The sequence below is a fragment of the Clostridium gasigenes genome, from assembly GCF_900104115.1.
In the GTDB taxonomy this organism is placed as follows: domain Bacteria; phylum Bacillota; class Clostridia; order Clostridiales; family Clostridiaceae; genus Clostridium; species Clostridium gasigenes.
Window position 1 is genome coordinate 426,492 of the sequence record NZ_FNJM01000002.1, and the last position, 24,120, is coordinate 450,611.

Sequence of the window (24,120 nt, forward strand, 5' to 3'; positions counted from 1 at the left end):
ATTTATACACATGATAATTTCTTTAATAAACTTATTAATTTTTTCTTTTCCTCTGATGTTAAGACACTAAAGATTCCATTTATATTTTCTAAATGTTTAGGAAATATTTTGCTTATAAGGTTTCTTCCATCTTCAGTAATACTTATCAAATTAACTCGCCTATCTGTTGGATCAATACATCTCTTAACAAGATTTTCTTTAACTAAATTATCTATAACAACCGTCATATTCCCACCCGTAAAAAGGCTTTTATGTATTATATCACAAACTCTTAAATCTCCTTTATGATATAATATCTCAAGCACCGCAAACTGAGAAACTGTTAAACCTCCTTCTTTGATGGTTCTGTACTCTCTTTTGTGAACATTCTGAGTACATCTACTTAGTGCAATTAACGTTTTTAAGTTTGAATCATTCAATTCTCCATAAGTATTTTTTTCTTTATTCATATTTATAATATATTACTAATTAGTAATATCGTCAATCATTTTTTTCATATAGGGTATCTAATCAATTAATATTTTTAAAATATCACTCCATTCCATATAAGTTCATAAAACTAACCCGATTAGCCACATTACTATTTTACCTAGATTTCTAAAAGGTAATATTCTAATTGTTGTTGGTCAAACATTACAGTTGTATTGGTTAGTTGAAACTTTACTACAGTGAGGCTACTACTCTTATATCTGGTTCAACCCCTTGATCTAGTAGCTCTTGAATTAATTACAATCATAAAACTGTAGATAAACAAGTTAAATATTATTTAAATTAAAAAATAAAAAAGGATTTCCAGATAATTAGTAGAATATATTATCTAACAAATAATGTATTCTTTGTTGATAAATGTGTATCGGAGATGATTTTATGGGCACAGGTTTTATGATTATGCTTGGCGCAATGATTGGTGGTTTACTTGAAGCACCTATTGCTATACCTTTATTTATAATTCAAAAGATTTTCGGGGCATAATCAAAAAAATCAAAAAAATCAAAAAAATCAAAAAAATCAAAAAAATCAAAAAAATCAAAAAAGCCAGTACCTAAGGATTACTCCTAAATACTGGCTCTATATTTAAATAAACATTCTATTTTCTCTTCAATTTAACAACACATTCGATATGTGGTGTATGAGGGAACATATCTACTGGTTGAATTTTTCCTGCCTTGAACCCTTTTTCTGTTAGGATTTTTAAATCTCTAGCTAAAGTACTTGGATCACAAGATATATATACTACGTTCTTTGGTTTTGCTTGCGCTATTGCTTCTAATAGTTTTATATCGCAGCCTTTTCTTGGTGGATCTACTACTATTGTATCTGGTTTAACCCCTTGATCTAATAGCTCTTGGATTTTTTCTTCTGCTGTACCAACTAAGAATTCTGCATTATATATTTTGTTTTCTTTTGCATTTTCTTTCTCTGCTTTAGTATATCCTCTATATTTCGATAATGGAATTTTTTCATATACTTTACAATCTCCATTAACCATTTCATTTTCTGTAAATTCAGTACCCTCTAAAGCATCAAATAAAAAGTTTATTAATTGATTTTGATCCTTTTCTAATTGAAAACATAAATAAATTAATTCTGTTAGCTCACTAATCATCTCATCTGAAGTATCATGCTTATCTATAATTAACTTAATTAAAGGTTTATAGAAAGACTTAAATGATTACAACATTCCATCCATACATCTCTAAGAAAACAATCTAAACTTCTTAATGTTGTATCTTTATCAATTGATATGTATATTACATATCTGCTAGGATCATATTTATCTACCATTTTTATAACTAATAACCAACTGAATAAAAAAGCCATAGATTTCTCTACAGCGCCCTTAACCTTTCACCATCTTTGTTTGAAAAGATTTGTATTTTTTTACAGATCCAAGATTCTCAGAATTCTGCTTCTGATCTCTTTTTGTAATAGTCAGGAAGATCACTTCACTCAAAACTCTTTTTTATCAAACAAGTAAAATCCTGCTGTAAAGAAAATTAACCCATAGGCTAAAAGCATTACCATTAAATTTACTGAGGATAATATTTTCCCACTTGATAATAATTCAGAATACCAATTTAAGTGAGATGTGAAGCTAATATTGTTAAGCCCTGATATAAATAAAGCTAAAACCTTTATTCCCATAAAAATCAAAATACTACTTACTAATACTCCACTACTGCTCTTAAAAAATTGAGCTATAAGAGATGTAAACAAAACTAAAATTAAAGCAGGAATAATATCAATTATATAACCTAAAATAGTTTGCCCTATATTATCCATATTAAATTTTAAAAAAACTGATGCAATTATAGAAACTATAAGAATTACAATCAAATTAATCACAACATAAATTCCTATAGCAATGTTTTTAGAAAGAAAGACCTTAAATCTACTTATTGGTCTTGAAAGAATAAGTTTCATAGTTTTATCCGCTACTTCACCAGAAAATATCTCTGACGTGACCATAAAAATAAATAAAGGTAAAAAAATATTTGTCATAATGCTAAGTATCATTTGAGAATAACTTATGGAATCAAAAGCTATAAACATTAACTTTGCCTTTATTGCCGAAAAGAAAAAAGCAGGTAAGAAGCTTACTATTGCCATAATAATCAAAAAAACCATGATTTTTTTCTTTAGAAATAGTTTTTGTATTTCATTAATAACATTTCCCTTAAAATTATTCACGGTCTTCAGTCTCCTTTCCTATAGAATGCATATAGAAATCCTCTAAAGAATTATATTCTTTTTTAATTTTATCAATATCCGTGCCATTATTAACAAGCTCTCCGTTATGAATTATTGCTATTCTGTTGCACATTAGCTCAATTTCATGGATAAGATGACTGGAAATAAAAAAGGTTATCCCCTGTTCTTTTGAAAGCTTAATTATCATATTTCTCATTTGGACTGTACCTTCAATGTCTAACCCATTTGTAGGTTCATCTAAAATCACCAATTCTGGTTTAGATAGAAGTGCTAAAGCAAGACCTAGTCTTTGCTTCATTCCAAGTGAAAATTTACTTACTTTTTCTCTTTTAAATTCTTTAAGCTTAACTGTATTAAGTATTTCATCAATATCAATTTCTTTAATACCATCATAAAATCTTGATGCTATTTTCAAATTATCATAAGCGCTCATATATTCATAAGCTTCTGCAGTTTCAATTATTGATCCTACATTTTTTAATGCATCTTCAAATTGTGTTTTAATGTCAAACCCAAGTATTTTAATGCTCCCACTTTCAATAGCGTTTAACCCTATAATTGACTTCATTACAGTAGTTTTTCCTGCTCCATTTGGACCAAGGAATCCAAAAACTTCCCCCGTGTAAACTTCAAATGATATGTTTTTTATCCCCCTACCATTGTTATAAACCTTTGTTAATCCCTCTACTTCTATTACTTTTTTCAAGATATCCCCCCCAGTTATTTTTTTAGCTTCCTAAATGGAAATTGATCAAAATAATATTTTGATCAATTTCATTTATAAATATTTTTTAGTCAACTCTATCTTTTTTCAAACTTCTCAGTAACTGTTTTTATTTGTTTTCCTGCTAAGTCTAATTTATCTGGAGTTGTGCTTCCTATTTTAGATAAATTTAAGTTTATATCAACAACTATTTTATGTTCTTTTCCATCTGCATCCTTACCTGATAATACAACCTTAGCAACTTCTTTTGAAATCACATTATTATTATCAATAACTGCTGATGAATCAACGCTTTCAACCTTGATATCACTTACAAGTTTTGGTGCTATGTCTTTTATACTTCCTAATTCTGATTTTTCATTATGCATTGCCATATCACTTCCACCTGACAGCGCCATTGAAGCCACAGCATTAACTAGAGGTGTTATCTCTGTGTTTTTTAAATTTAAAGTAACATTTTTTGTACCATCTGAATTATCATTTACAACAACATTATCTTTCATTGTTCCAACTAAAGTATCAATTACAACTTCCATGCCTTTAACCATTTGAGGGTTTGCAATTTCTTCTCCATCTTTTTTATCCTTATTATCTCTTACTGTATATTCATTTTCTACATTTGTACTTCGTATGTCTTTCCCATCTTGTGTGTAACTTGCAATAGTTTTAGCTACACCTGAAATATTTGTAGTTGCCACATTGCTAATATCCCCAGTTGTTTCGTTTCTCTTTAGACTTTCAGTTAGACTCACTAACTCAGTTCCATTATCTGTTACAGAAGCTGTTATGTCTGCAGTTTCATTTTTCACAGCAATGGTATCCTTAATTGATGTCTTATATGTTTCATAACTAGATAACTGAGTTGCACTTGCCATTACAGTACCAAAAAGTAATGTTCCTCCTACCGTAAGACTAGTAAGCATTGTTATTGTTTTTTTATTCATAATTATCTACCTCCAAAATTTAATATTAAAGTTTATCTTTTCTGTTTCTTTCATACATTACTTTATGGTTCTAACATTAAAAACTCATTAAATAATTATTAGAATTGGATTAAATATTTTTTATTTTAAATTAATTTCATAAGTTCTAATTTTTTCATGATAATCTTTTCAGCTTTATCATATATTTTGTAAATTTTGATTCTTAACATTGAATTATATAAATAATTTGTGATTATAACTATTGTATATGCAGTTATTATATCTAAAGGATAATGATGACCTACATATATTCTTGAAAAGCCTACAATAATTGATAGTACCATTAAAATTCTTCCAAGTAGTTTTCTATATTTCCTAAGTCCTAATGCAATACTCATAGTTCCAGTTGCATGATCACTTGGAAGAGAAGCATCTGCAACATGTGTACTTAATAAGTTAACTTTATTATTAACAAATGGTCTGTCTACATAATATATACCTCCAATAATATAGCTTAATATAAGATTCAATGCTGTAAAAATAAATGTACTAAAAGCAATTTTTCTATAGTCCTCATTCTTTTTTGTAATCCCTAAAATAAATACTATTGCAGTAACTGCCATAAATATATAAGGTACATCTTTCGAAAAGAACATCATTATTTTATCTAAAACTATATTTTTATTTGCCAAATTATTTATTAATCTAAAAAGTTCCATATTCATTTTCAACTATCCTTTCTATAATATATTTTTATAAAAAAGTAACCTTCTATATATATTTTCTATTTGCTTTGTTTTTTTTATTATCTACCCTTAAAATTAAAATCTGATTAAAAACACTCTTGTTTCTAAAATTTTAAAAACAACAAATAAGGTGGAAGAGCTATTCTCTTCCACCTTATTTGAAGCACTTTTTTTGAAATAATAGACCAATTTGCTAATCTATTATTAACTTAATTATTTTTCTAAATTTAATGTAACAATTATTTTAGCATATTTATCTTCTTCACTTTCTATATTTATAGTTCCTTGATGCATATCTACAATCCACTTTGCTATAGATAATCCAAGTCCTGTTCCAGCCTTTTCTTTAACTCTGGACTTATCAACAGTATAAAACCTATCAAATATTTTTTCAATTTCATCCTTTGGGATTCCAGTACCCCTGTCACTTACAATTATTTTCACTTTCTTTTCTTGAATTTCTGAACTTATATCTATTGTACTCTGCTCTGGTGCAAATTTAATACTATTATCAATAAATATCCTAAGCATCTGTTTTAACATTCTGTAATCTGCAACTATACATATAACATCATTTTCCTCACTTGATATTATATGATTTGGGTCTATTAATTTGCTTTCTCTAACTACCTCACTTATGAGTTCATTTAGCAAAAATTCTTTTTTTTCTATTCCTTGAGTACCACTATCACCTTTAGCAAGGAACAATAGTTTTTCAACTAAATTTGCCATATTACTAGCTTCTAATTTAATTGCATAAATTGATTTTTCTAAAGCTTCTCTATCATCTTTTCCCCATCTATCCAATAAATTTGCGTACCCTTGTATAACAGCAATTGGAGTTCTGAGTTCATGGGATGCATCTGACACAAATTGAACCTGTCTGTTAAATGAACCTTGGAGCCTACCTATCATTTTATTAAAAGCATCTCCTAATCTTTTAAGTTCATCATCAGGACCATCTACGTCTATTCTTTCCTTTAAGTTATTAATGCTTATATTTTCAGCCGTTTTAGTTATATTATCAATAGGCCTTAACATTTTTTTGCTTACTATATATCCTAATATAATTGAACTAATGATACCTATAAAATCAGCTATTGCCATAAACATAAACAATACCTCAATAAAATTAATTTCATTTTCTAAGTCTTTTACTATTTGGATATATACTGTACCATAATTTTCACTTTCAATTTTGATGATTTTATATGCTAAATTCTGCCCATTTCTTTCTAAGTGTTTTATCCTATCATAGACCTGATTCGGTTTGATGTCATAATTAAAGTCCTCTGATATATTTAATACATTCCCATCTTCTTGTAGTATTCTTACTGATATATTCTGCTTAGACGGAATATCAAAAAACAGTTCTTTATCTGATAAATCTACATACTCATTCTTTGATATAACCTTATTTAGAATTATTATTTTAACATCTTCTATTTGCTTGTTTGCCTGATTATATAGATAATATTTTACTCCATATAAAATTGAGGCATCTAATATCAATAATAGTAATGAGAACATTACAGCATAAACTATAGTTAATTTTATAGAAATTTTTGCACTTTTAATAATTTTAAACTTCATACTTAATCACCCTTAATAAAATATCCTACGCCTCTTATAGTAGTTATAAGTTTATCCTCAAATCCATCATCAATTTTAACACGCAAATATCTTATAAATACATCAACTACATTTGTATGACCTACATATTCATAACCCCATACCTTCTCAATTAATTGATCCCTTGTAAGAACAATATTTTTGTTTATTAATAGCATTTCTAAAAGGTCATATTCCTTTTTTGTAAGTTCAATTTCCCTGCCATCCCTAGTAACCCTATGAGTTTTATTATCCATAACAATATCCTTTACTTTGATTTCATTATCCTTATTTCTCATAGATTTATTTCTTTCATATACCCTTATTCTTGCAAATAATTCTTCTATTGCAAATGGTTTTGTCAGATAATCATTTGCACCTACATCCAATCCTAAAATTTTGTCTGATATATCACTTTTGGCAGTAAGCATAATTATAGGTACACTAGAAGATTGTCTTATTCTTCTACAGACCTCAATTCCATTTAATCCAGGTATCATAATATCAAGAAGTATTATATCGTACTCCTTTTCCTCTGATAATTTTAAACATTCTCTTCCATCATAAGCCACATCAACTTTATATCCTTCATGATTTAATTCCATTTCAATAAACATTGCCATTTGCTTTTCATCTTCAACTAAAAGAATTTTAAAATTCTTCAAATTACCACCTTGCCTCCATAATATTCTTTACTATTTTTGAATCTCCCTTATTTATCTATTTTAGTTTATATATTAGCTAGTTTGCCTATTATATTCTATTTTTTATTTTATCTAAAGCCTCTATTAAGAATATTGTTGATTTATATGTATTCAAAATGGGGTTTGATTTTCAAACCCCATTTTTTTATAAGATATTTACTTTATATTTAAAATCCTTAATTATTACAACAATAGCTCTTATTGAATATAGTGAATGCGTTAGCTAAGTGCAGTTAATAATGATTCCAACGCCGTTTTACATGCTTCAGCATCTTGATGTGTAGATCTTAGCTGTCTCAACACCTTATCTATGGAATTATCAACCTCAGTCCATTTTTTAGAGCTCATTGGTTTAAGTCGAGCTTTGGCATTATCCCATGAGTATTCCAAATCATTAACCCGTGTCTTAGCAGCTGTCAAATCGCCTGAGCTAACAAGACTTAGTGTATCTTCCGTAATTTTTTTAAAACTAGACAAATCTCCCAGAGGTCCGAACTGCGAAACGTCTGCTGGAGAACCCTCTTGTGATGAGTCTTGCGAAACAGAATTCTTTACTTCATTTTGTAGCTTAGTATGTTGCCAATAATAGCCTGCTCCAGATGAAAGTACCAGTGCACTTACAACTACCACAACTTGCAAAAAAACAGAATACCTATTTGTGTCAGTTATTGGTTTTGTTGATGGTCTAGCAACCAAATCTCGCTGGGTTACAGAAATAAAAACAACCGTCAGCAAAATTGCTGCAATAAATATTGCGCTTGTAAGGGTTGCACCTAATCCTAAACCGCCGTATTCTTGTGATTGTGAAAGGTAATCTCCCAATGAAGCACCCAAAGGACGAGTCATAATATAAGCAGTCCAGAATGCCAACACAGAATTAAGTCCGAATCGCCAAGCGACTGTAACTGAAATAATTACTGCACAAATTATGACACCAGTTACAAAGTAACCGAGCCCAAGACTCTCAGCCATTAAATCTCCAGCCGCCGTACCCAGTGCAAATGTGAAAAATATTGTCGACCAGTAAAAGAATTCCCTTTGCTTGGTAAAAACTGAATGGATAGATAGGGTTTTCTCTTTGGCATACCATATTGCAAATGTCAATATTAAGGCAACACTAAAAACTATAGTACTTACTTCAAGAGGGACACCCATGCTATCTGTCAGATTATCTGTAACAAGTGTTCCAAATATACTTATTAAGACTACCGTTAGCCAATAAATACTTGGTATGTATTTATTAGCCTTAAACTGAAAGAAGAGCACCACAATTAAAAATACTCCCATTAAAATAGACGTACCCGCCAGTCCCAAACCGAGATTAACGTTGAGGAAATCTGATGCAGTTTCCCCAACTGTGGTACATAATATTTTTATAATCCAGAAATAAATAGTTACCTCTGGAACTTTATTTAATAAATTTTTAGTGTCTTTTATTTTAATCATGTGCATTTTATTGTCTCCTTATTTTCGAAATATATTATAGACTATATATAAATAAAACATACTATTATCTAATAACTATATATACTTTTTATTAAAATCTCATTAAAATAGTGTTAATAACTATTTATATCGTAATTTATATTATTGACATAATTTTTATAAATATTTTTTTTTGATTTCTTTTTGAGTGAACCCTTCGAGGGTTTATTTAGTTGTTGCACTATTTCTGTACACTCACAAAAAACTCTCATTCCTCCGTGCAGTTACAAAAAAGTCTAATCAGAGTTTAGCCCTGAAATGAAAAAAGGACTAAGAGATTTCTCCCCGAGTCCTTCTTTCATTCAAGCATAAAGTTTTATTATTTTCTCTTTAATTTAACAACACACTCAATATGTGGAGTATGAGGGAACATATCAACTGGTTGAATTTTCCCTACTTTGAATCCTTTTTCTGTTAGGATTTTTAAATCTCTAGCTAATGTACTCGGATCACAAGATATATATACTACGTTCTTTGGTTTTGCTTCAGCTATTGCTTCTAATAGTTTTATATCGCAACCCTTTCTTGGTGGGTCTACTACTATTGTATCTGGTTCAACCCCTTGATCTAATAGCTCTTGGATTTTTTCTTCTGCTGTACCAACTAAGAATTCTGCATTATATATTTTGTTTTCTTTTGCATTTTCAATTGCGTTTTCAATTGCTTCTGGTACAATTTCAACTCCGTAAACCTTCTTAGCCTTTTGTCCTAGGAATAATGTTATTGTTCCTGTACCACAATAAGCATCAAATACTGTTTCTTTACCTGTTAAAGCTGCATATTTTAAAGCTGTTGAATATAACACTTCTGTTTGAACAGGATTTATTTGGAAAAATGATACTGGTGATATATTAAATTTAAATTCATCTATATAATCTGTTATTTTTTCTGCTCCCCATATAGTTCTAAAATCTGTTCCTAAAACTACGTTTGTATCTTTAGAGTTAATATTATGAACTATACTTTTTATTCCATCTATATTATCTCTAATATTAGCTATAAATTCGTTTATATGTGGAACCGTCTTTTTAATAGTTACAAGAACTACCATTACTTCATTAGTCTTGAACCCTTTACGTATCATTATATGTTTTACTAATCCTTTAGGATCAAATATACCATCTGTTGTAGCTGGTAGTATTTTATATTTTTCCATCCATGATCTTGTAATTGCTGCAACTTTATCTGCAATTTCATCTTGAATTAAACACTTGTTTATATCAATTATGTTATGGCTTCTTGTTGCATAGAATCCTATTGCTATTTTCCCTTTAACCATTCCTACTGGAAGTTGAACCTTATTTCTATATCTTGATGGGGTTTCCATACCAATTGGATATTGAACTAAATCTGTAGTTAGTCCTGCTATTTTATGCATGCAATCCTTAACTCTATCAAACTTAAAGTCTAATTGATTTTTGTAATTCATATGTTGTATTGAACAACCACCACATCTTTTAGCGTTTTCACACTCTGGAGTTACTCTTTCTTCTGAAGGTTCTATTATTTCTAATAATTTTCCAAACCCAAAATTTTTGTTAGCCTTAATAGCTAAAATTTTTACCTTTTCTCCCGTAAGAGCTCCTTGAATAAAAATCGGGTAAGAATCTATTTTTGCTATTCCTTCCCCTTCATAACCTTGACCTACTATATCTAATATGTATTCTTTATTTTTTTCTATCAAATTTATCACCTATATCTTCATATATTTTTTGAAAGTGCCTTAAGCATCATAAAATAAATAACAAGAATACTGACTTGTTATTTATTTAGAAATTACTTATGCTTACCTACCCCTTATTATATCATACATTTTCATTGTATTTTAAGTCATCATAAAATTAATATGCTTCAATAAATGTCTCACAACAAATTCCTGATCTATCATTATTAAAACTCTGAACAACATTAATATTTTGAGCAGTACAATTTCCAAGTGAGTTATGATAACAAGATTTTACGTCACAAGAAATTCTAGTTTCTACTTGAGTACTAGAGCTGCTATTAAATATTTGTTTTAATTCTCCAAAGTAATCTAAACTACTTAAATTAGATAGGGAATTTTTAAAACTATTTTCTCTAAAGGTGTAACAACAAGTATCTTTACTTGTATGAGAGTCTCCTCCTACAATATTTACATTTTCAGCGTTACATACTTTTGAACTATTATTAATACATTTGTTTACATTACATCTTAGACTTATCATAAAATTATCACACCTTTTTATATTTTATACTTATTATCTTCACAAAGGTGGTATTTTATGCAAAAAAAGAGCACCCGAAGGTGCAGGTTCAGAATCAGTTGCCACTTAATCCCTAACTAGTATTATTCTCATTATAATACATAATATACATTATATATAACATTTAAGCATATAATTGTTAATTTTTTGTTAACAATTAATTTTGTCTTTATATTTAAAAATAAAAAGATGCCCTAAAGCATCTTTTATAACTATTATTATTCTACTACTGCTACACTTAAAAGATTAGTTGATCCAACATGACCAACACCGGCAGCAACTACCACTGTTTCTCCTGCTGTAACAAATCCATTTTCTTGTGCTACTTTAACTGATCTTTCTATTATTTCATCAGTTGACTTCATTTCTTGTGCAACTATTGGGTAAACACCTGAGTATAATGCTAATGACTTAGCAACTCTTTCGTTAGGTGTTACTGCAATTATTGGACAATCTGGTCTGCATTGTGAAATTCTCATTGCAGTTGCACCACTTTGTGTTGATGAAATTATAGCTGAAGCTTTTAATTCATTAGCAGCATTACATGCTCCTCTTGAAATAACTCCTGCAATAGCAGGTATATGCTTTTTAGATTTTGAAACTGCAACTTCATAGCTTAATTGCTTTTCAGCTTCTAATGCTATTTTAGCCATAGTTTGTACTGATTCTACTGGCCAATCTCCATTAGCTGATTCTCCAGATAACATTATTGCATCTGTTCCATCCATTATAGCGTTAGCTACATCTGAAACTTCTGCTCTTGTTGGTCTTGGATTTCTCATCATTGAATCTAACATTTGAGTAGCTGTTATAACTGCTTTACCAGCTTCATTACATTTTGAAATTATCATCTTTTGAACTGCTGGTAAGTTTTCCATTGGTATTTCTACTCCAAGATCTCCTCTAGCTACCATTATTCCGTCTGATGCTTCTATTATAGAATCTATGTTATCAACACCCTCTTGATTTTCTATCTTAGAGAATATTTGAATATCTGTTCCACCATTTTCTACTAAAATTGCTCTTATAGCCTTAACATCAGCTGCTTTTCTTATAAATGAAGCTGCTACTAAATTAACACCCATTTCACAACCAAATATAAGATCTGATTTATCTTTTTCAGTTAAAGCTGGTAATTTGATTGAAACTCCAGGAACGTTAACACCCTTATGAGTTGCTACAAATCCAGTGTTTTGTACTGTACATTTAATTGCATTTCCACTAATGCTTACTACTGTTAATCCAACTAAACCATCATCTATTAATATAGTGTTTCCAGGCTTAACATCATTAGCTAATCCTTCATAAGTTACTGAGCACTTAGTTGTATCTCCAATAACATCTCCACCAGCATATACTGTGAATTCAGTTCCTACTTGTAATTCAACCTTTTTAGGATCAAATTTACCAGTTCTGATTTCTGGTCCTTTAGTATCTAACATTACACCAATATGGTTATTCTTTTCTTTAGCTAATCTTTGTACCATTTCAATTCTAGTTTTGTGTTCTGCGTGGTCTCCATGTGAGAAGTTATGTCTTGATACGTTCATACCTGCTTCTATTATTTGTGATAATATAGCATCAGTTTCACTTGCTGGACCTACTGTACAAATCATCTTAGTTTTTCTCATGTATAACACTCCTTTAGTTCTTTTATTTATAGTTTAAATTAAATATTGCTTAAAATATTTAAGTTTCTAGTGTGATATCTCTTCTGCTATCTTAAATAATTCTTCATCAAATGTTCTTTCTAAAGCTAATGCTTCATCTATATCTTGATCTATTATCAAGTTTTGTTTAATTCCTATAACTCTTGAAGTTTTTCCTGCTAAAAGAACTTCTACTGCTTTAGCTCCCATTTTTGAAGCTAATACTCTATCAAAAGCACTTGGACTTCCACCTCTTTGCACGTGACCTAAAACTGTAGCTCTTGTTTCTATACCAGTTTGGAATTCAACGTGTTTAGCAAGTTCTACTGCTCCGCCAACACCTTCTGCTAATAATATTAGATTATGAATCTTACCTTTTTCTTTTCCTTCTAATATTACTCTGCATAAGTCTTCTTTACAGTATCCTTTTTCTGGAGTAATTATGTATTCTGCTCCACCTGCAAGTCCTGCATATAAAGCTAAATCGCCACAATCTCTACCCATTACTTCTACAACTGAAACTCTTTCATGTGAAGTTGAAGTATCTCTTACTTTATCAATAGAATCTATTGCTGTGTTTAAAGCAGTATCAAATCCTATTGTGTAATCTGTATAAGTTAAATCATTATCTATTGTTCCTGGTATTCCTACTGTTTTAACTCCAAGTTTTGACAATAGCTTGGCCCCTGTAAATGATCCATCGCCACCTATTACTACTAAAGCATCTACACCATTATCTTTTAATATTTTAACAGCTTCTTTTCTTACTTCTTCTTTTTTAAATTCTAGACATCTTGCTGTTCTTAAAACTGTTCCACCTCTGTGAATTATATCAGATACTGATGCTCTATCCATTTTGAATAATTCTCCATTGATTAACCCGCTGTATCCTCTTTGTACACCCATTACTTCTAAACCATTATATAGAGCTGATCTTACAACTGCTCTTATAGCGGCATTCATACCTGGTGCATCTCCACCACTTGTTAAAATAGCTATTTTTTTCATGTTATATACCTCCTTAACACCACTAGGACAAATTGTGTCCCACTTTTTGTGAAATAATCCATTTTTCTAAATTACTTAATTAATTGGTATGCTGTTAAAGTCCGTTCTGTTTTTACTACCTATATTATTTTACTTGCTATGCTGTTTTTATGCAACTAAAATAACGCTATATTTATACTTTTTATTACTTTTTTTTTATTCTTCCATTATATTATAACCTAATAGGAAGTGTTTTATATGTTAATAAAAAAATTTAATACATTCATTTATGTAAAAATTTTCATTTACCCATTTGTCATTTTTTTCATTTATTAATAATCAATCTGACTAGTTTTTATTAATATTTATATGTTTTTTCATAATTTTATTGTATTTTCCCTAAAAAAATCACTAGCTAATATTATCATCATAATAACTAGTAATTCTTCTAAAAAATATCTTAAGTATATTCAAAAGTACACTTTGCACCTTTGTTTGTTATTTTTTTTGAGCTATCTTAATTAACTAATCCACTATTTTCAGGTTGTTTTCTCCAACTAGTTCTCTTAAATAAGTAGTTACATCTGTTTCTAAGTTTACCCAAATTTCTCTAACCATTCTATAGCTTTTCTTATCTATTGCAGTGAATATAAACACAGTTGTATCACCTCTATATTCTGCTGGCATTGTTTTTAGTGTTTTTATTAATTTCTTTGCTTCTGGTAATGTTTCTACTTTTAAATAAATTTTCGAAGTATTTATTTTTTCTAGTGGTTCAATTGTTTCACATATTAATTTAGGAATTTCATCTTCTTTTATACTTACTCTTCCCTTAATAACCACTAAACTATCTAATCTTAATACTTCTCTAACTTTATCTAATGTTCTTGGAAACACTATTACTTCAATAGTATCCGTTAAATCTTCTAGTTTTATAAAAGCCATCATAGTATTATTTCTTGTAACTTTTTGATTTACTTCTGAAATTATCCCTCCAAGTATTACTCTTTCATCATCATGAATTGTATCCTCTTGTAGTTGTTCATCAAAGGATTCTTTTAATAATTCATGAGCTTTATATATTTCTGAAATATTAGTTGATGTCTGCATTTTTAAACTTGATCCATATTCATCTAATGGATGTCCTGATAAATATAATCCTGTCATTTCTTTTTCCATTGCTAAAAGATTTTTCTTCGAGAATTCTTTTATATTTGGATATATTATCTCTGGGGTTTTAATAGACTCTTCTGCAAATGAAAAGAGACTTATTTGACCATCTATATTTCTCTTTTTTTCATTTGAAACACTATCCATCAATTTTTCATAAACAGCTAAAAGCTTTGATCTAAATACTTGATATTCATCAAAGGCACCAGATTTAATTAAACTTTCTACTGCTCTTTTATTTATTGATGATAATTCTATTTTATTTATAAAATCAATTAATGATTCAAATCTACCTTTTTTATTTCTAGCTATAACTACACTATCTATTACATTTGTTCCAACATTTCTTATAGCTGCCATACCAAATTTAATTTTTTCGCCCTTAACTGTAAACTTTGCATAACTTTCATTAATATTAGGTGGTTGAACTTCAACACCTAAACTTTCTGCAAAATTTATATAATGAGCAACTTTTTCACTTGTTCCTATAATTGAATTAAGCATGGCTGCTATTGTTTCAACAGGGTAATAGTGCATTAAATATGCAGTTTGATATCCAACTACAGCATAAGCTGCTGCATGACTTTTATTGAAAGCATAACTTGCAAAGTCCATCATCGAATCAAATATCTTATTTCCAATTTCCTCTGATATTCCATTACGCAAACAACCTACAACTTCAACATCACCATTTTCATTTACTATTCCATGTATAAAGTTCTTTCTTTCCTCTTCCATAACCTTGTGCTTTTTCTTAGACATTGCTCTTCTTACAAGGTCACTTCTTCCCATTGAATATCCGGCAAGTTTCATTACTATTTGCATTACTTGTTCCTGATATACCATAACTCCATAAGTTACATCTAGTATTTCTTCCAACTCTGGTGTTTCGTATTTAACTTTCTCAGGATTTCTTTTGCAGTCTACATATCTTGGGATTTCTGCCATTGGCCCCGGTCTATATAGTGAAATTCCGGCTATTATATCCTCTAAACAATCTGGTTTAAGTTCTTTCATGAAGGATACCATACCAGCTGATTCTAATTGGAATACTCCTGCTGTTTTTCCTTCACTAATCATTTTATAAACTTCTTTATCATCATAATCTATTTTATCTAAATCTATGTCTACATTCCTGTTTTCTTTAATCATTTTAACTGAATCACTCATAACTGTTAATGTTCTAAGCCCAAGGAAATCCATCTTTAATAGTCCAAGCTCTTCAAGTGTTCCCATATCAAATTGGGCTATTATTGATTCGTCATTCCTTTGCAAAGGCACATATTCCACTAGTGGCTTTGATGCTATAACTACACCAGCTGCATGAGTTGATGAATGTCTTGGTAACCCTTCTAAATCTTTGCTTACGTCTATTAATGCTTTTACTCTATCTTCTGTTTTATAAGCATTCCCAAGTTCTGGATTCATTTCCAATGCTTTTTCTATACTAATTCCAATCACTGCTGGAATCATTTTTGCTATTCTATCCACCTCTGAATAAGAGTAGCTCATAGCTCTACCTACATCTCTTATGCAAGCCCTTGGGGCCATTGTTCCAAAAGTTATTATTTGAGATACATTTGATACGCCATACTTTTCTACAACGTAATCAATAACTTCCTGTCTTCTTTCATAACAAAAATCTGAATCTATATCGGGCATACTAACTCTTTCTGGATTTAAGAACATTAATTATTAACCATAGGCTTTTTATCCTATGTTCTGGAGGTTTCCCTCATTTTCATCAAATGGTCTATTCCATCTCAGATTGGACTATATCATCACTCAAGTTTATTTAAAGTGTCGGGCGCTCGTGGAGGAGGTTATTGTTTTGCTACTCACCCCTCTAGTCTCTGAACCTTTCTGGTACTTATTGCAATTCCCAGACTTGGCTGCTGATTAGCATGCTATTTCTAGTTTAGCCTTCCAGCAATTCACCCAATTTAAACAGCGCATCTTTGTTTACGCTCAAAAAGCAAGTTATACTTTAACGGATCTATTTTTGTTATTCCCAGAGTAAATGCTACAATTGAACCTGCAGCCGAGCCTCTCCCTGGGCCTGTTGGAATTCCATTATCATTTGCAAATTTTATAAAATCCCATGTAATTAAGAAATAATCTACAAATCCCATTTGGTTTATTACTGATAATTCATATTCTAATCTTTCAACATACTCGCAAGCTTTTTCATTTTTCTTACTATAATCCACAATTTCCTTAACACTTAGTGGTTTATTTAGAAAATCTTTAAACACATCATATCTTTCAATAAGACCACCATAACAAATTTCTTCTAAATAAGCTGAAGGGGTTTTCCCTTCAGGCACTGGAAATTCAGGTAATTTGGAAACATGGAATTCATAATCAAAATTACATTGATCTGCAATTTTAGTTGTATTTTCTAAAGCTTCTTTAACATAAGAAAACATTTCCCACATTTCATCTGGTGATTTTAAGTAAAATTGATCTGATGGGTATCTTCTTCTGTTTGGGTCATCTACTGTTTTTGCCGTTTGAATACACATTAATACATCATGTGATTCTGAATCTTTTTGATTTATGTAATGAACATCGTTTGTTGCAACAAGAGGTATTCCAGTTTCCTTAGATAACCTAATGTTTTCTTCTGTAACCTTTCGTTGTTCTTCCATTCCATGATTTTGTATTTCTAAATAAAAATCATCATTAAATATATCCTTATAAAGAAGTGCTACTTCCTTTGCTTTTTCATAATTATCTTTTAGATGATAGGATTGAACCTCTCCACCTAAACATGCACTTAAGGCTATTAATCCTTCACTATGATTTTTTAAATACTCATGGTCAATTCTTGGTTTATAGTAGAATCCTTCAATAGAAGCTGTGGATACTATTTTCATAAGATTCTGGTATCCTATTTCGTTCTTAACTAAAAGAACTAGGTGATGAGTGCTATTTGCCTTGTCATTAAGTTTAATATCCTTTGACTTGGCGGCAACATACACTTCACATCCTAGTATCGGTTTAATTCCCTGCTCTTTTGCAGCTTTATAAAAAGCCACACAACCATACATAACTCCATGATCTGTTATGGCAATGCTATCCATTCCTAGCTCTTTAGCTTTCTTCATTATATCTTTTACTTTACCTGAAGCATCTAATAAACTATATTCTGTATGGAGATGTAGATGAGTGAATTTTTTTTGTTCCACTTTACCACCATCCTTTCTGCACGGTATATTAGGCCCTTGAAAAAAAACAGACTACTAAATTAATCTACTTTTTAAAAATGCCCTGATAATATTGGTCTATTTCTTTAATATTTCTAATAAGTTCCTGATCTAACCTCTTCTGCTATTTTCTCTAGCTTCCTTAACCTATGATTAACCCCCGATTTACCAACTGGTGGAACTAATATTTCTCCAAGTTCCTTTAGTGATTCTTCTGGATAACTTAATCTTAATTCTGCTATTTCTCTTAAGTTACTTGGTAATCTTTGAAGTCCTATTTCTCTTTGCAGAAGCTTTATACTTTCAACTTGCCTCACCGATGCATTTACGGTTTTACTAAGATTAGCTGTTTCACAGTTTACAAGCCTATTAACGTTATTTCTCATTTCTTTCATTATTCTTATGTTTTCAAGTTCTAATAAAGAAGTATGCGCCCCTACTATGCTTAGAAGGGTTGAAATTTGGTCTCCTTCTTTTATATAAATTATATGGCTATTTTTTCTTTGAATTACTTTTGATTTTAATTCAAAGCTATTTATTAGCAAGCATAAGTCTTCTGCATATTCTTCACTATGAGTAACAAATTCTAGATGATAAGTTTTCTCTGGGTTACTTATACTTCCACCACCTATAAATGCGCCTCTTATGTATGCTCTTTTTAACTCATCAGTCTCAACCATTTTTTCATCTATTCTATAATCAAGTGTTAGAACCCCATCAATTTCTTGGAATATACCCGTTTTTTGAAGCAAATTCCTAACTCCCATTTCCTCATCTATACTTACCATATAGATATTATTTTTCTTAAGAGAATTTCCTTTTTTAACCATTAATTTAGAATGAATTTGAAAATGTTCCTTAAGTAATTTAAATATGTGCCTTGCAGATGCTGGGTTTTCTGTTGCTATTCTAAAAGCTAAACCTAAACCACTAAATGATATAGTTCCACTAACTTTCATAATTGCTGATATTTCTGCTAAAGCTTCTTCATTTGTTACATCTACATATCTACAGATTTCACCTTTAACTTTTGACGAAAATGACATAGGTTCTGATTCTCCTCGCTATCTATTTAAATACATTTTTATCTATTGTTTATAATTTAATTATATCATAAAACAAAATAAATAATTAGATGTAATTTATTGCTTTATATAAGGTACTTTCAGCTCCTTTATTTCTTAAATAAAAAGAAAACCCCTTAAGGCTTTCTTTTTATTTTTATGGTCATGTGATTCTAGTTATAGAGTTTGAAAAAATTTCCTAACAATTGAAATTGTCATCTTCTTCGCAACTATCGCATTCATCGTACTTATCACATTCATCGTACTTATCGCATTCATCGTACTTATCACATTCATCGTACTTATCACATTCATCGTACTTATCACATTCATCGTACTTATCACATTCATCGTAATTATCACATTTATCACATTCGTAACAATCATTCTCTAAATCTTCTTTACAACTTGCTTTTCCATCTTTATAACCCTTAGCATATCCCACTTTTTTACCTTCATGGAATCCTTCTTTTTTACCTTCGCAATATCCTACTTTTCTACCTTCAGCAAATCCCACTCTTCTTCCTTCAGCAAATCCTACTTTTCTACCTTCAGCAAATCCATCTTTTTTACCTTCGCAATATCCTACTTTTCTACCTTCGCAATATCCTACTTTTCTACCTTCGGCAAATCCTACTTTTCTTCCTTCAGCAAATCCTACTTTTCTTCCTTCAGCAAATCCTACTTTTTTACCTTCGCAATATCCAGCTTTTACTCCTGCTTTATAACCTTGTCTAAAAGCTTCTTTAATTGCATTTTCATTACAACCACAACCACAGCCATTATTCGTATTGTTTCTTTGACACATATCACATTTCTCCTTTGTTTTTATAATTATTCTCTTCATATTATTACAATATGACAATTTTCTTCATTTGTTACTGTATAAATAATAAGAGCTAGACTATATCTTATATATAGCCTAGCTCTTATTTTAAAGTTATTTGTTTTTACGTTTTTTTTCTTTTTCTTTTATACGTTGTGATAAATACATATATTCTATTATTTTCTTTCTATCATATAGAAGTTTCTTTTCCATAATAGTATCAACTAATACTTCTGCTAAATATTCTGTATCATGCTTAACATATGCTTTCTCAGTTTTTGCAAGTGTTGCTTCTATAGCCTCTACTCCTAAGGCTTTTAACTCTTTTCTGTCTAGTTCTACAAGCTGTGAACTATCTTCTAGATATTTTTCCTTAACAACCTTTGGTATGTCCCCTCTATTTGCAATAACATAATCTACTATGTTTCTTCCGCCATATTTTTGTAATATCTTTACATGATCTGAAACACTAAAATTATCTGTTTCCCCTGGCTGAGTCATTATGTTACATATATATATTTTTATAGCATCACTTTTCTTAATATTTTCTACTATATCTTTAACTAGTAAATTAGGAACTATGCTTGTATATAAACTTCCAGGACCCATTACAATTGCATCAGCTTCTCTTAACGCTTTTAAAGATTCTTCTAATGCTCTTGCATCCTTTGGATTTATCATAAGCTTCTTTATTTTAGATTTTTGATTTATAACTTCATTTGGAATTTGTGATTCACCTTCAACAATACTTCCATTTTCAAGTTTTGCTACAAGCTTCATATCATCCAAAGTAACAGGTAATACTTTTCCTGTTACTGCAAGTACCGAACTCATTTTTTGAATAGCATCCTCAAAATTTTCACTTACTCCATTCATTGCTGCTAAAAATAAATTTCCAAAACTTTGATTTTTAAGTCTTCCATCAGGAAATCTATATTGTAATAATTCTTCCATTAATGGTTCTGTATCTGCAAGGGCTAAAATACAGTTTCTTATATCCCCTGGTGGCAACATTCCTAAATCGTCTCTTAAATCACCAGACCCTCCCCCATCATCTCCAACTGTTACTATTGCTGTTATATTAGAAGTATAATACTTAAGACCTCTTAGCATAGTTGATAATCCTGTTCCACCACCAATAACTACTATCTTAGGTCCCTTAACTAAAAGTCTTTTTTCATATATAAGGCTTTCCATTTTCCTACTATCTAAGGATAACTTTACATACCCTTTACTTGTTAATGCAACTATAGATTTTATCATTTCTGTAACAGAAATATATATAACAAATATTCCTGTTAGATTAAGACATATATAAAATATTTTATAATAAATATCATAAACTCTACGAGTAACCAATTCTGTAAATCCAAAGGCAATTAATAAAACTCCAAATATTCCAAAGAACATCCATCTTTTGAGCTTTACTCCTGGCCTCATCCAGTCTTTAACATTAATCATAGCTTCTTAGCCCCTTTATTTGGGTCTTCTCCTATATCTCTATGTTCTACTCTTGCATTAAATTTATCTTCACATAATATTTCCTCTATGGCATTCGCTATAGCTACTGATCTATGTCTTCCCCCTGTACATCCTATAGCAACAATAAGTTGCCTTTTTCCTTCTTTTTTATAATTAGGGATTAAAAATTTAAGCATATCTTCTGTTCTTGTTAAAAATCCTTTTGTTTCTTCTTGAGCTAAAACGTAATCTCTTACTGGCCTATCTCCACCTGAATATGGTTTTAATTCTGGTATATAGAATGGATTCGGTATAAATCTTACATCAAATACTAAATCTGCATCTACAGGAATTCCATATTTGAAACCGAAACTTAACACCGTTATTGAAAGTTGCTTTTTAGGTTCTTTTTCATCACCATAATTTTTATTCATTTCTTCTCTTAAGTCTCTTATTTCATATTTTGAAGTATCTATTATTATATCTGCTCTATCTTTTACTTCTCTTAATTTTCTTCTTTCTTCATCTATACCTGTTGTAATTCTTCCATTAGCTGCTAATGGATGGCTTCTTCTTGATTCTTTAAATCTTTTTACTAACTTCTCATCTGAAGCATCTAAAAATAATATTTCATATTGGAAATCTTGATTTTTAAGATATACTAGGCTTTCAAATAAATCTTCGAAAAATATTCCACCTCTTATATCTATAACTAATGCAACCTTATTTATTTTCCCGTCGCTTTGAAGACAAGCTTCTGCAAACTTAGGTATTAACTTCGGTGGAAGGTTATCTACACAAAAATACCCCATATCTTCAAGGCTTCTTGTTGCCTCTGTCTTACCTGCTCCTGATAGTCCTGTTACTATTATAAATCTCATGTCATAAACCTCCCTTATTTCTGCTTTAGGCATATTCAAAAAATAGTAATTTAATATTCTAGTCTATTTCTTTAAAGATACCTTCATCTTATACATAGATTATATCATACTTATATAATTTTATTTAGACCTCTAAAAAATAAGGCAGTCCTTTTATAGACTACCTTATTTAATATTTAATTTATACTTTTATTTAGAATCACGTTCTTCTATTGCTTCACCTAACAATTTACAAAACTCTCTATTTTCTTCTTTTGTACCAATACTAACTCTTAACCAACCTGGCATATCTAAAAGGAATCCAGGTCTTATAATGTATCCACGCTGTAATAAATATTCATGAATTGATTTATCATCGCCTCTTACATTAACCATTAGAAAATTAGCTTGTGATGGTACATATTCTAATTTCATTTTCTCAAATTGACTTGTTAAATAGTCTCTTTCCTCTTCATTAAAAGCTTTTACTTGTGCTAAAAACTCTTCGTCTTTTAACGCTTCCACTGCTGATTTTTGTGCAAATAGATTAGTATCAAATGCATTTATAACTCTATTTAAATAATCAACTAATTCTTCTCTTGCTATTCCATAACCAAATCTTAAAGATGCTAACCCATAAGCCTTTGAGAATGTTCTTAATATAATTATGTTTCGATATTTCTTTAATAGTTCTAAAGAATCTGGATATTCATCTGATGTTACATACTCACCATAAGCTTCATCCATTACTATTAAAACTTCTCTTGGTATTTTATCTATAATATTATTAAACTCTTTAGCTGTAAACATACTTCCAGTTGGATTATTGGGATTACAAAACCAAATAATTTTAGTTTTATCTGTTATTGCATCTACCATAGCTTCTAAATCTAGATAATTATTTTTTAAAGGTATTTTAACAGGGGTTGCACCCATAAGTAATGTATTACTTTCATACCTTGGGAATGTGATTTCAGGCATAAGGCTCTCATCACCTTTATCTAAGACAACTGTACATAAAACATTAATTAAAGAATCAGATCCTGCCCCACAGAAAATCATATCTCTAGTTATATTTAACTTAGTGCTTAAACATTCTTTAAACTCATAAGAAGTTGCATCTGGATACATATTAACTTCACCTAATAATTCCATAATTACTTCTTTAACTTTTTTAGAACATCCTAAAGGATTTTCATTAGATGCTAGTTTCACTACCTTATCTATTCCAAGCTCTCTTTTAACTTCGGCGATAGGCTTTCCAGCTACATACTTAGCCATACCCTTAACTTCATCTCTTACATTATAATTCATAAACTACGCCCACAGTTGTGGACTACCCCCTTTTTTAATTTTTATAAAATTTTTAATATATTTTCTTCTTTAATTTATTATCCATATCTAAAGTTATTCTACTTAAATTAATAGATGAAATTATTATTATCGCTAACCCTAATATTTTTCCAACTATCCCTAAATATAATAAAAATATAACTGCTATAAAACATGAACAAGCCATCAATACAAGCCCATTAGAATAGTCCTTTACAAGCTTGTTCACATTCTTAACTCTATTTAAAGTCTTTGCATCTAAACCTGAAATTAAACTTGTTTTTTTCTTAACTCTAACTAAATAAGCTCTCCCTAATAGCATAATTCCAATTAAAATAAATATACCTGGTATTAACTTTGTAAAACCCATAGATTCCATATCCTTTATCCCCTTATAGCTTTTAATAATAT

General features: G+C 29.9%; 19 protein-coding genes and 3 pseudogenes. All 22 read right to left on the bottom strand.

Going from position 1 to position 24,120, the window contains the following annotated elements; translation table 11 throughout:
- Window positions 1–2 precede the first annotated feature (2 nt).
- Window positions 3–449 carry a MarR family winged helix-turn-helix transcriptional regulator gene (locus BLS77_RS06965; protein ID WP_089967300.1) on the bottom strand — a complete coding sequence of 149 codons (447 nt, stop codon included), beginning with the start codon at window positions 447–449 and terminating at the stop codon, window positions 3–5.
- Window positions 450–1,087: 638 nt separating this feature from the next.
- Window positions 1,088–1,417 (bottom strand): annotated as a pseudogene (locus tag BLS77_RS20300) (23S rRNA (uracil(1939)-C(5))-methyltransferase RlmD); the annotation flags it as partial.
- A gap of 227 nt (window positions 1,418–1,644) precedes the next feature.
- Entirely contained in the window at window positions 1,645–1,821 is a 177-nt protein-coding gene (locus BLS77_RS19850) for a hypothetical protein (RefSeq protein WP_175490803.1), read from the bottom strand.
- 129 nt (window positions 1,822–1,950) lie between these two features.
- Entirely contained in the window at window positions 1,951–2,691 is a 741-nt protein-coding gene (locus tag BLS77_RS06975) for an ABC transporter permease (protein WP_089967306.1), read from the bottom strand.
- Window positions 2,684–3,418: an ABC transporter ATP-binding protein gene (locus BLS77_RS06980; protein ID WP_089967309.1), complete on the bottom strand. Its 735-nt coding sequence runs from the start codon at window positions 3,416–3,418 to the stop codon at window positions 2,684–2,686. The genes BLS77_RS06975 and BLS77_RS06980 overlap by 8 nt, the downstream gene beginning before the upstream one ends.
- A 95-nt stretch (window positions 3,419–3,513) precedes the next feature.
- Window positions 3,514–4,380 carry a hypothetical protein gene (locus BLS77_RS06985; RefSeq protein ID WP_089967312.1) on the bottom strand — a complete coding sequence of 289 codons (867 nt, stop codon included), beginning with the start codon at window positions 4,378–4,380 and terminating at the stop codon, window positions 3,514–3,516.
- A gap of 125 nt (window positions 4,381–4,505) precedes the next feature.
- Complete coding sequence (locus BLS77_RS06990; protein WP_089967315.1) at window positions 4,506–5,084, bottom strand: undecaprenyl-diphosphatase; 579 nt, start codon at window positions 5,082–5,084, stop codon at window positions 4,506–4,508.
- 234 nt (window positions 5,085–5,318) lie between these two features.
- On the bottom strand, window positions 5,319–6,698 hold the full coding sequence (locus BLS77_RS06995; protein WP_089967317.1) for a sensor histidine kinase: 1,380 nt from the start codon (window positions 6,696–6,698) through the stop codon (window positions 5,319–5,321).
- A gap of 2 nt (window positions 6,699–6,700) precedes the next feature.
- Window positions 6,701–7,381 (bottom strand): response regulator transcription factor, encoded by a 681-nt coding sequence (locus tag BLS77_RS07000; RefSeq protein ID WP_089967320.1) that lies wholly within the window; start codon window positions 7,379–7,381, stop codon window positions 6,701–6,703.
- Between the two features lie 258 nt (window positions 7,382–7,639).
- Window positions 7,640–8,872 (bottom strand): COG4705 family protein, encoded by a 1,233-nt coding sequence (locus tag BLS77_RS07005; RefSeq protein WP_089967323.1) that lies wholly within the window; start codon window positions 8,870–8,872, stop codon window positions 7,640–7,642.
- 352 nt (window positions 8,873–9,224) lie between these two features.
- Entirely contained in the window at window positions 9,225–10,589 is a 1,365-nt protein-coding gene (gene rlmD / locus BLS77_RS07010; protein ID WP_089967326.1) for a 23S rRNA (uracil(1939)-C(5))-methyltransferase RlmD, read from the bottom strand.
- A 157-nt stretch (window positions 10,590–10,746) separates the two neighbouring features.
- Window positions 10,747–11,112 (bottom strand): DUF1540 domain-containing protein, encoded by a 366-nt coding sequence (locus BLS77_RS07015; protein WP_089967328.1) that lies wholly within the window; start codon window positions 11,110–11,112, stop codon window positions 10,747–10,749.
- A 257-nt stretch (window positions 11,113–11,369) separates the two neighbouring features.
- Complete coding sequence (gene pyk / locus BLS77_RS07020) at window positions 11,370–12,782, bottom strand: pyruvate kinase (protein WP_089967331.1); 1,413 nt, start codon at window positions 12,780–12,782, stop codon at window positions 11,370–11,372.
- Between the two features lie 66 nt (window positions 12,783–12,848).
- Window positions 12,849–13,808: a 6-phosphofructokinase gene (gene pfkA / locus BLS77_RS07025; protein ID WP_089967334.1), complete on the bottom strand. Its 960-nt coding sequence runs from the start codon at window positions 13,806–13,808 to the stop codon at window positions 12,849–12,851.
- A 504-nt stretch (window positions 13,809–14,312) separates the two neighbouring features.
- Window positions 14,313–16,643, bottom strand: a pseudogene (dnaE, locus tag BLS77_RS07030) (DNA polymerase III subunit alpha); the annotation flags it as partial.
- Window positions 16,644–16,921: 278 nt separating this feature from the next.
- Window positions 16,922–18,148: pseudogene (gene dnaE, locus BLS77_RS07035) on the bottom strand (DNA polymerase III subunit alpha); the annotation flags it as partial.
- 113 nt (window positions 18,149–18,261) lie between these two features.
- Window positions 18,262–19,212, bottom strand: a complete 951-nt coding sequence (gene whiA / locus BLS77_RS07040; protein WP_089967343.1) for a DNA-binding protein WhiA — start codon at window positions 19,210–19,212, stop codon at window positions 18,262–18,264.
- A 217-nt stretch (window positions 19,213–19,429) separates the two neighbouring features.
- Entirely contained in the window at window positions 19,430–20,038 is a 609-nt protein-coding gene (locus BLS77_RS19855) for a hypothetical protein (protein ID WP_175490804.1), read from the bottom strand.
- Window positions 20,039–20,170: 132 nt separating this feature from the next.
- Window positions 20,171–21,514 (bottom strand): gluconeogenesis factor YvcK family protein, encoded by a 1,344-nt coding sequence (locus BLS77_RS07050; RefSeq protein ID WP_089967607.1) that lies wholly within the window; start codon window positions 21,512–21,514, stop codon window positions 20,171–20,173.
- Complete coding sequence (gene rapZ / locus BLS77_RS07055) at window positions 21,514–22,398, bottom strand: RNase adapter RapZ (RefSeq protein ID WP_089967346.1); 885 nt, start codon at window positions 22,396–22,398, stop codon at window positions 21,514–21,516. The genes BLS77_RS07050 and rapZ overlap by 1 nt, the downstream gene beginning before the upstream one ends.
- Window positions 22,399–22,587: 189 nt before the next feature.
- Window positions 22,588–23,691, bottom strand: coding sequence for a histidinol-phosphate transaminase (gene hisC / locus BLS77_RS07060; protein ID WP_089967348.1), 1,104 nt, complete (start codon window positions 23,689–23,691; stop codon window positions 22,588–22,590).
- A gap of 52 nt (window positions 23,692–23,743) precedes the next feature.
- Window positions 23,744–24,088, bottom strand: coding sequence for a hypothetical protein (locus tag BLS77_RS07065; RefSeq protein WP_089967350.1), 345 nt, complete (start codon window positions 24,086–24,088; stop codon window positions 23,744–23,746).
- Between the last annotated feature and the right edge of the window lie 32 nt (window positions 24,089–24,120).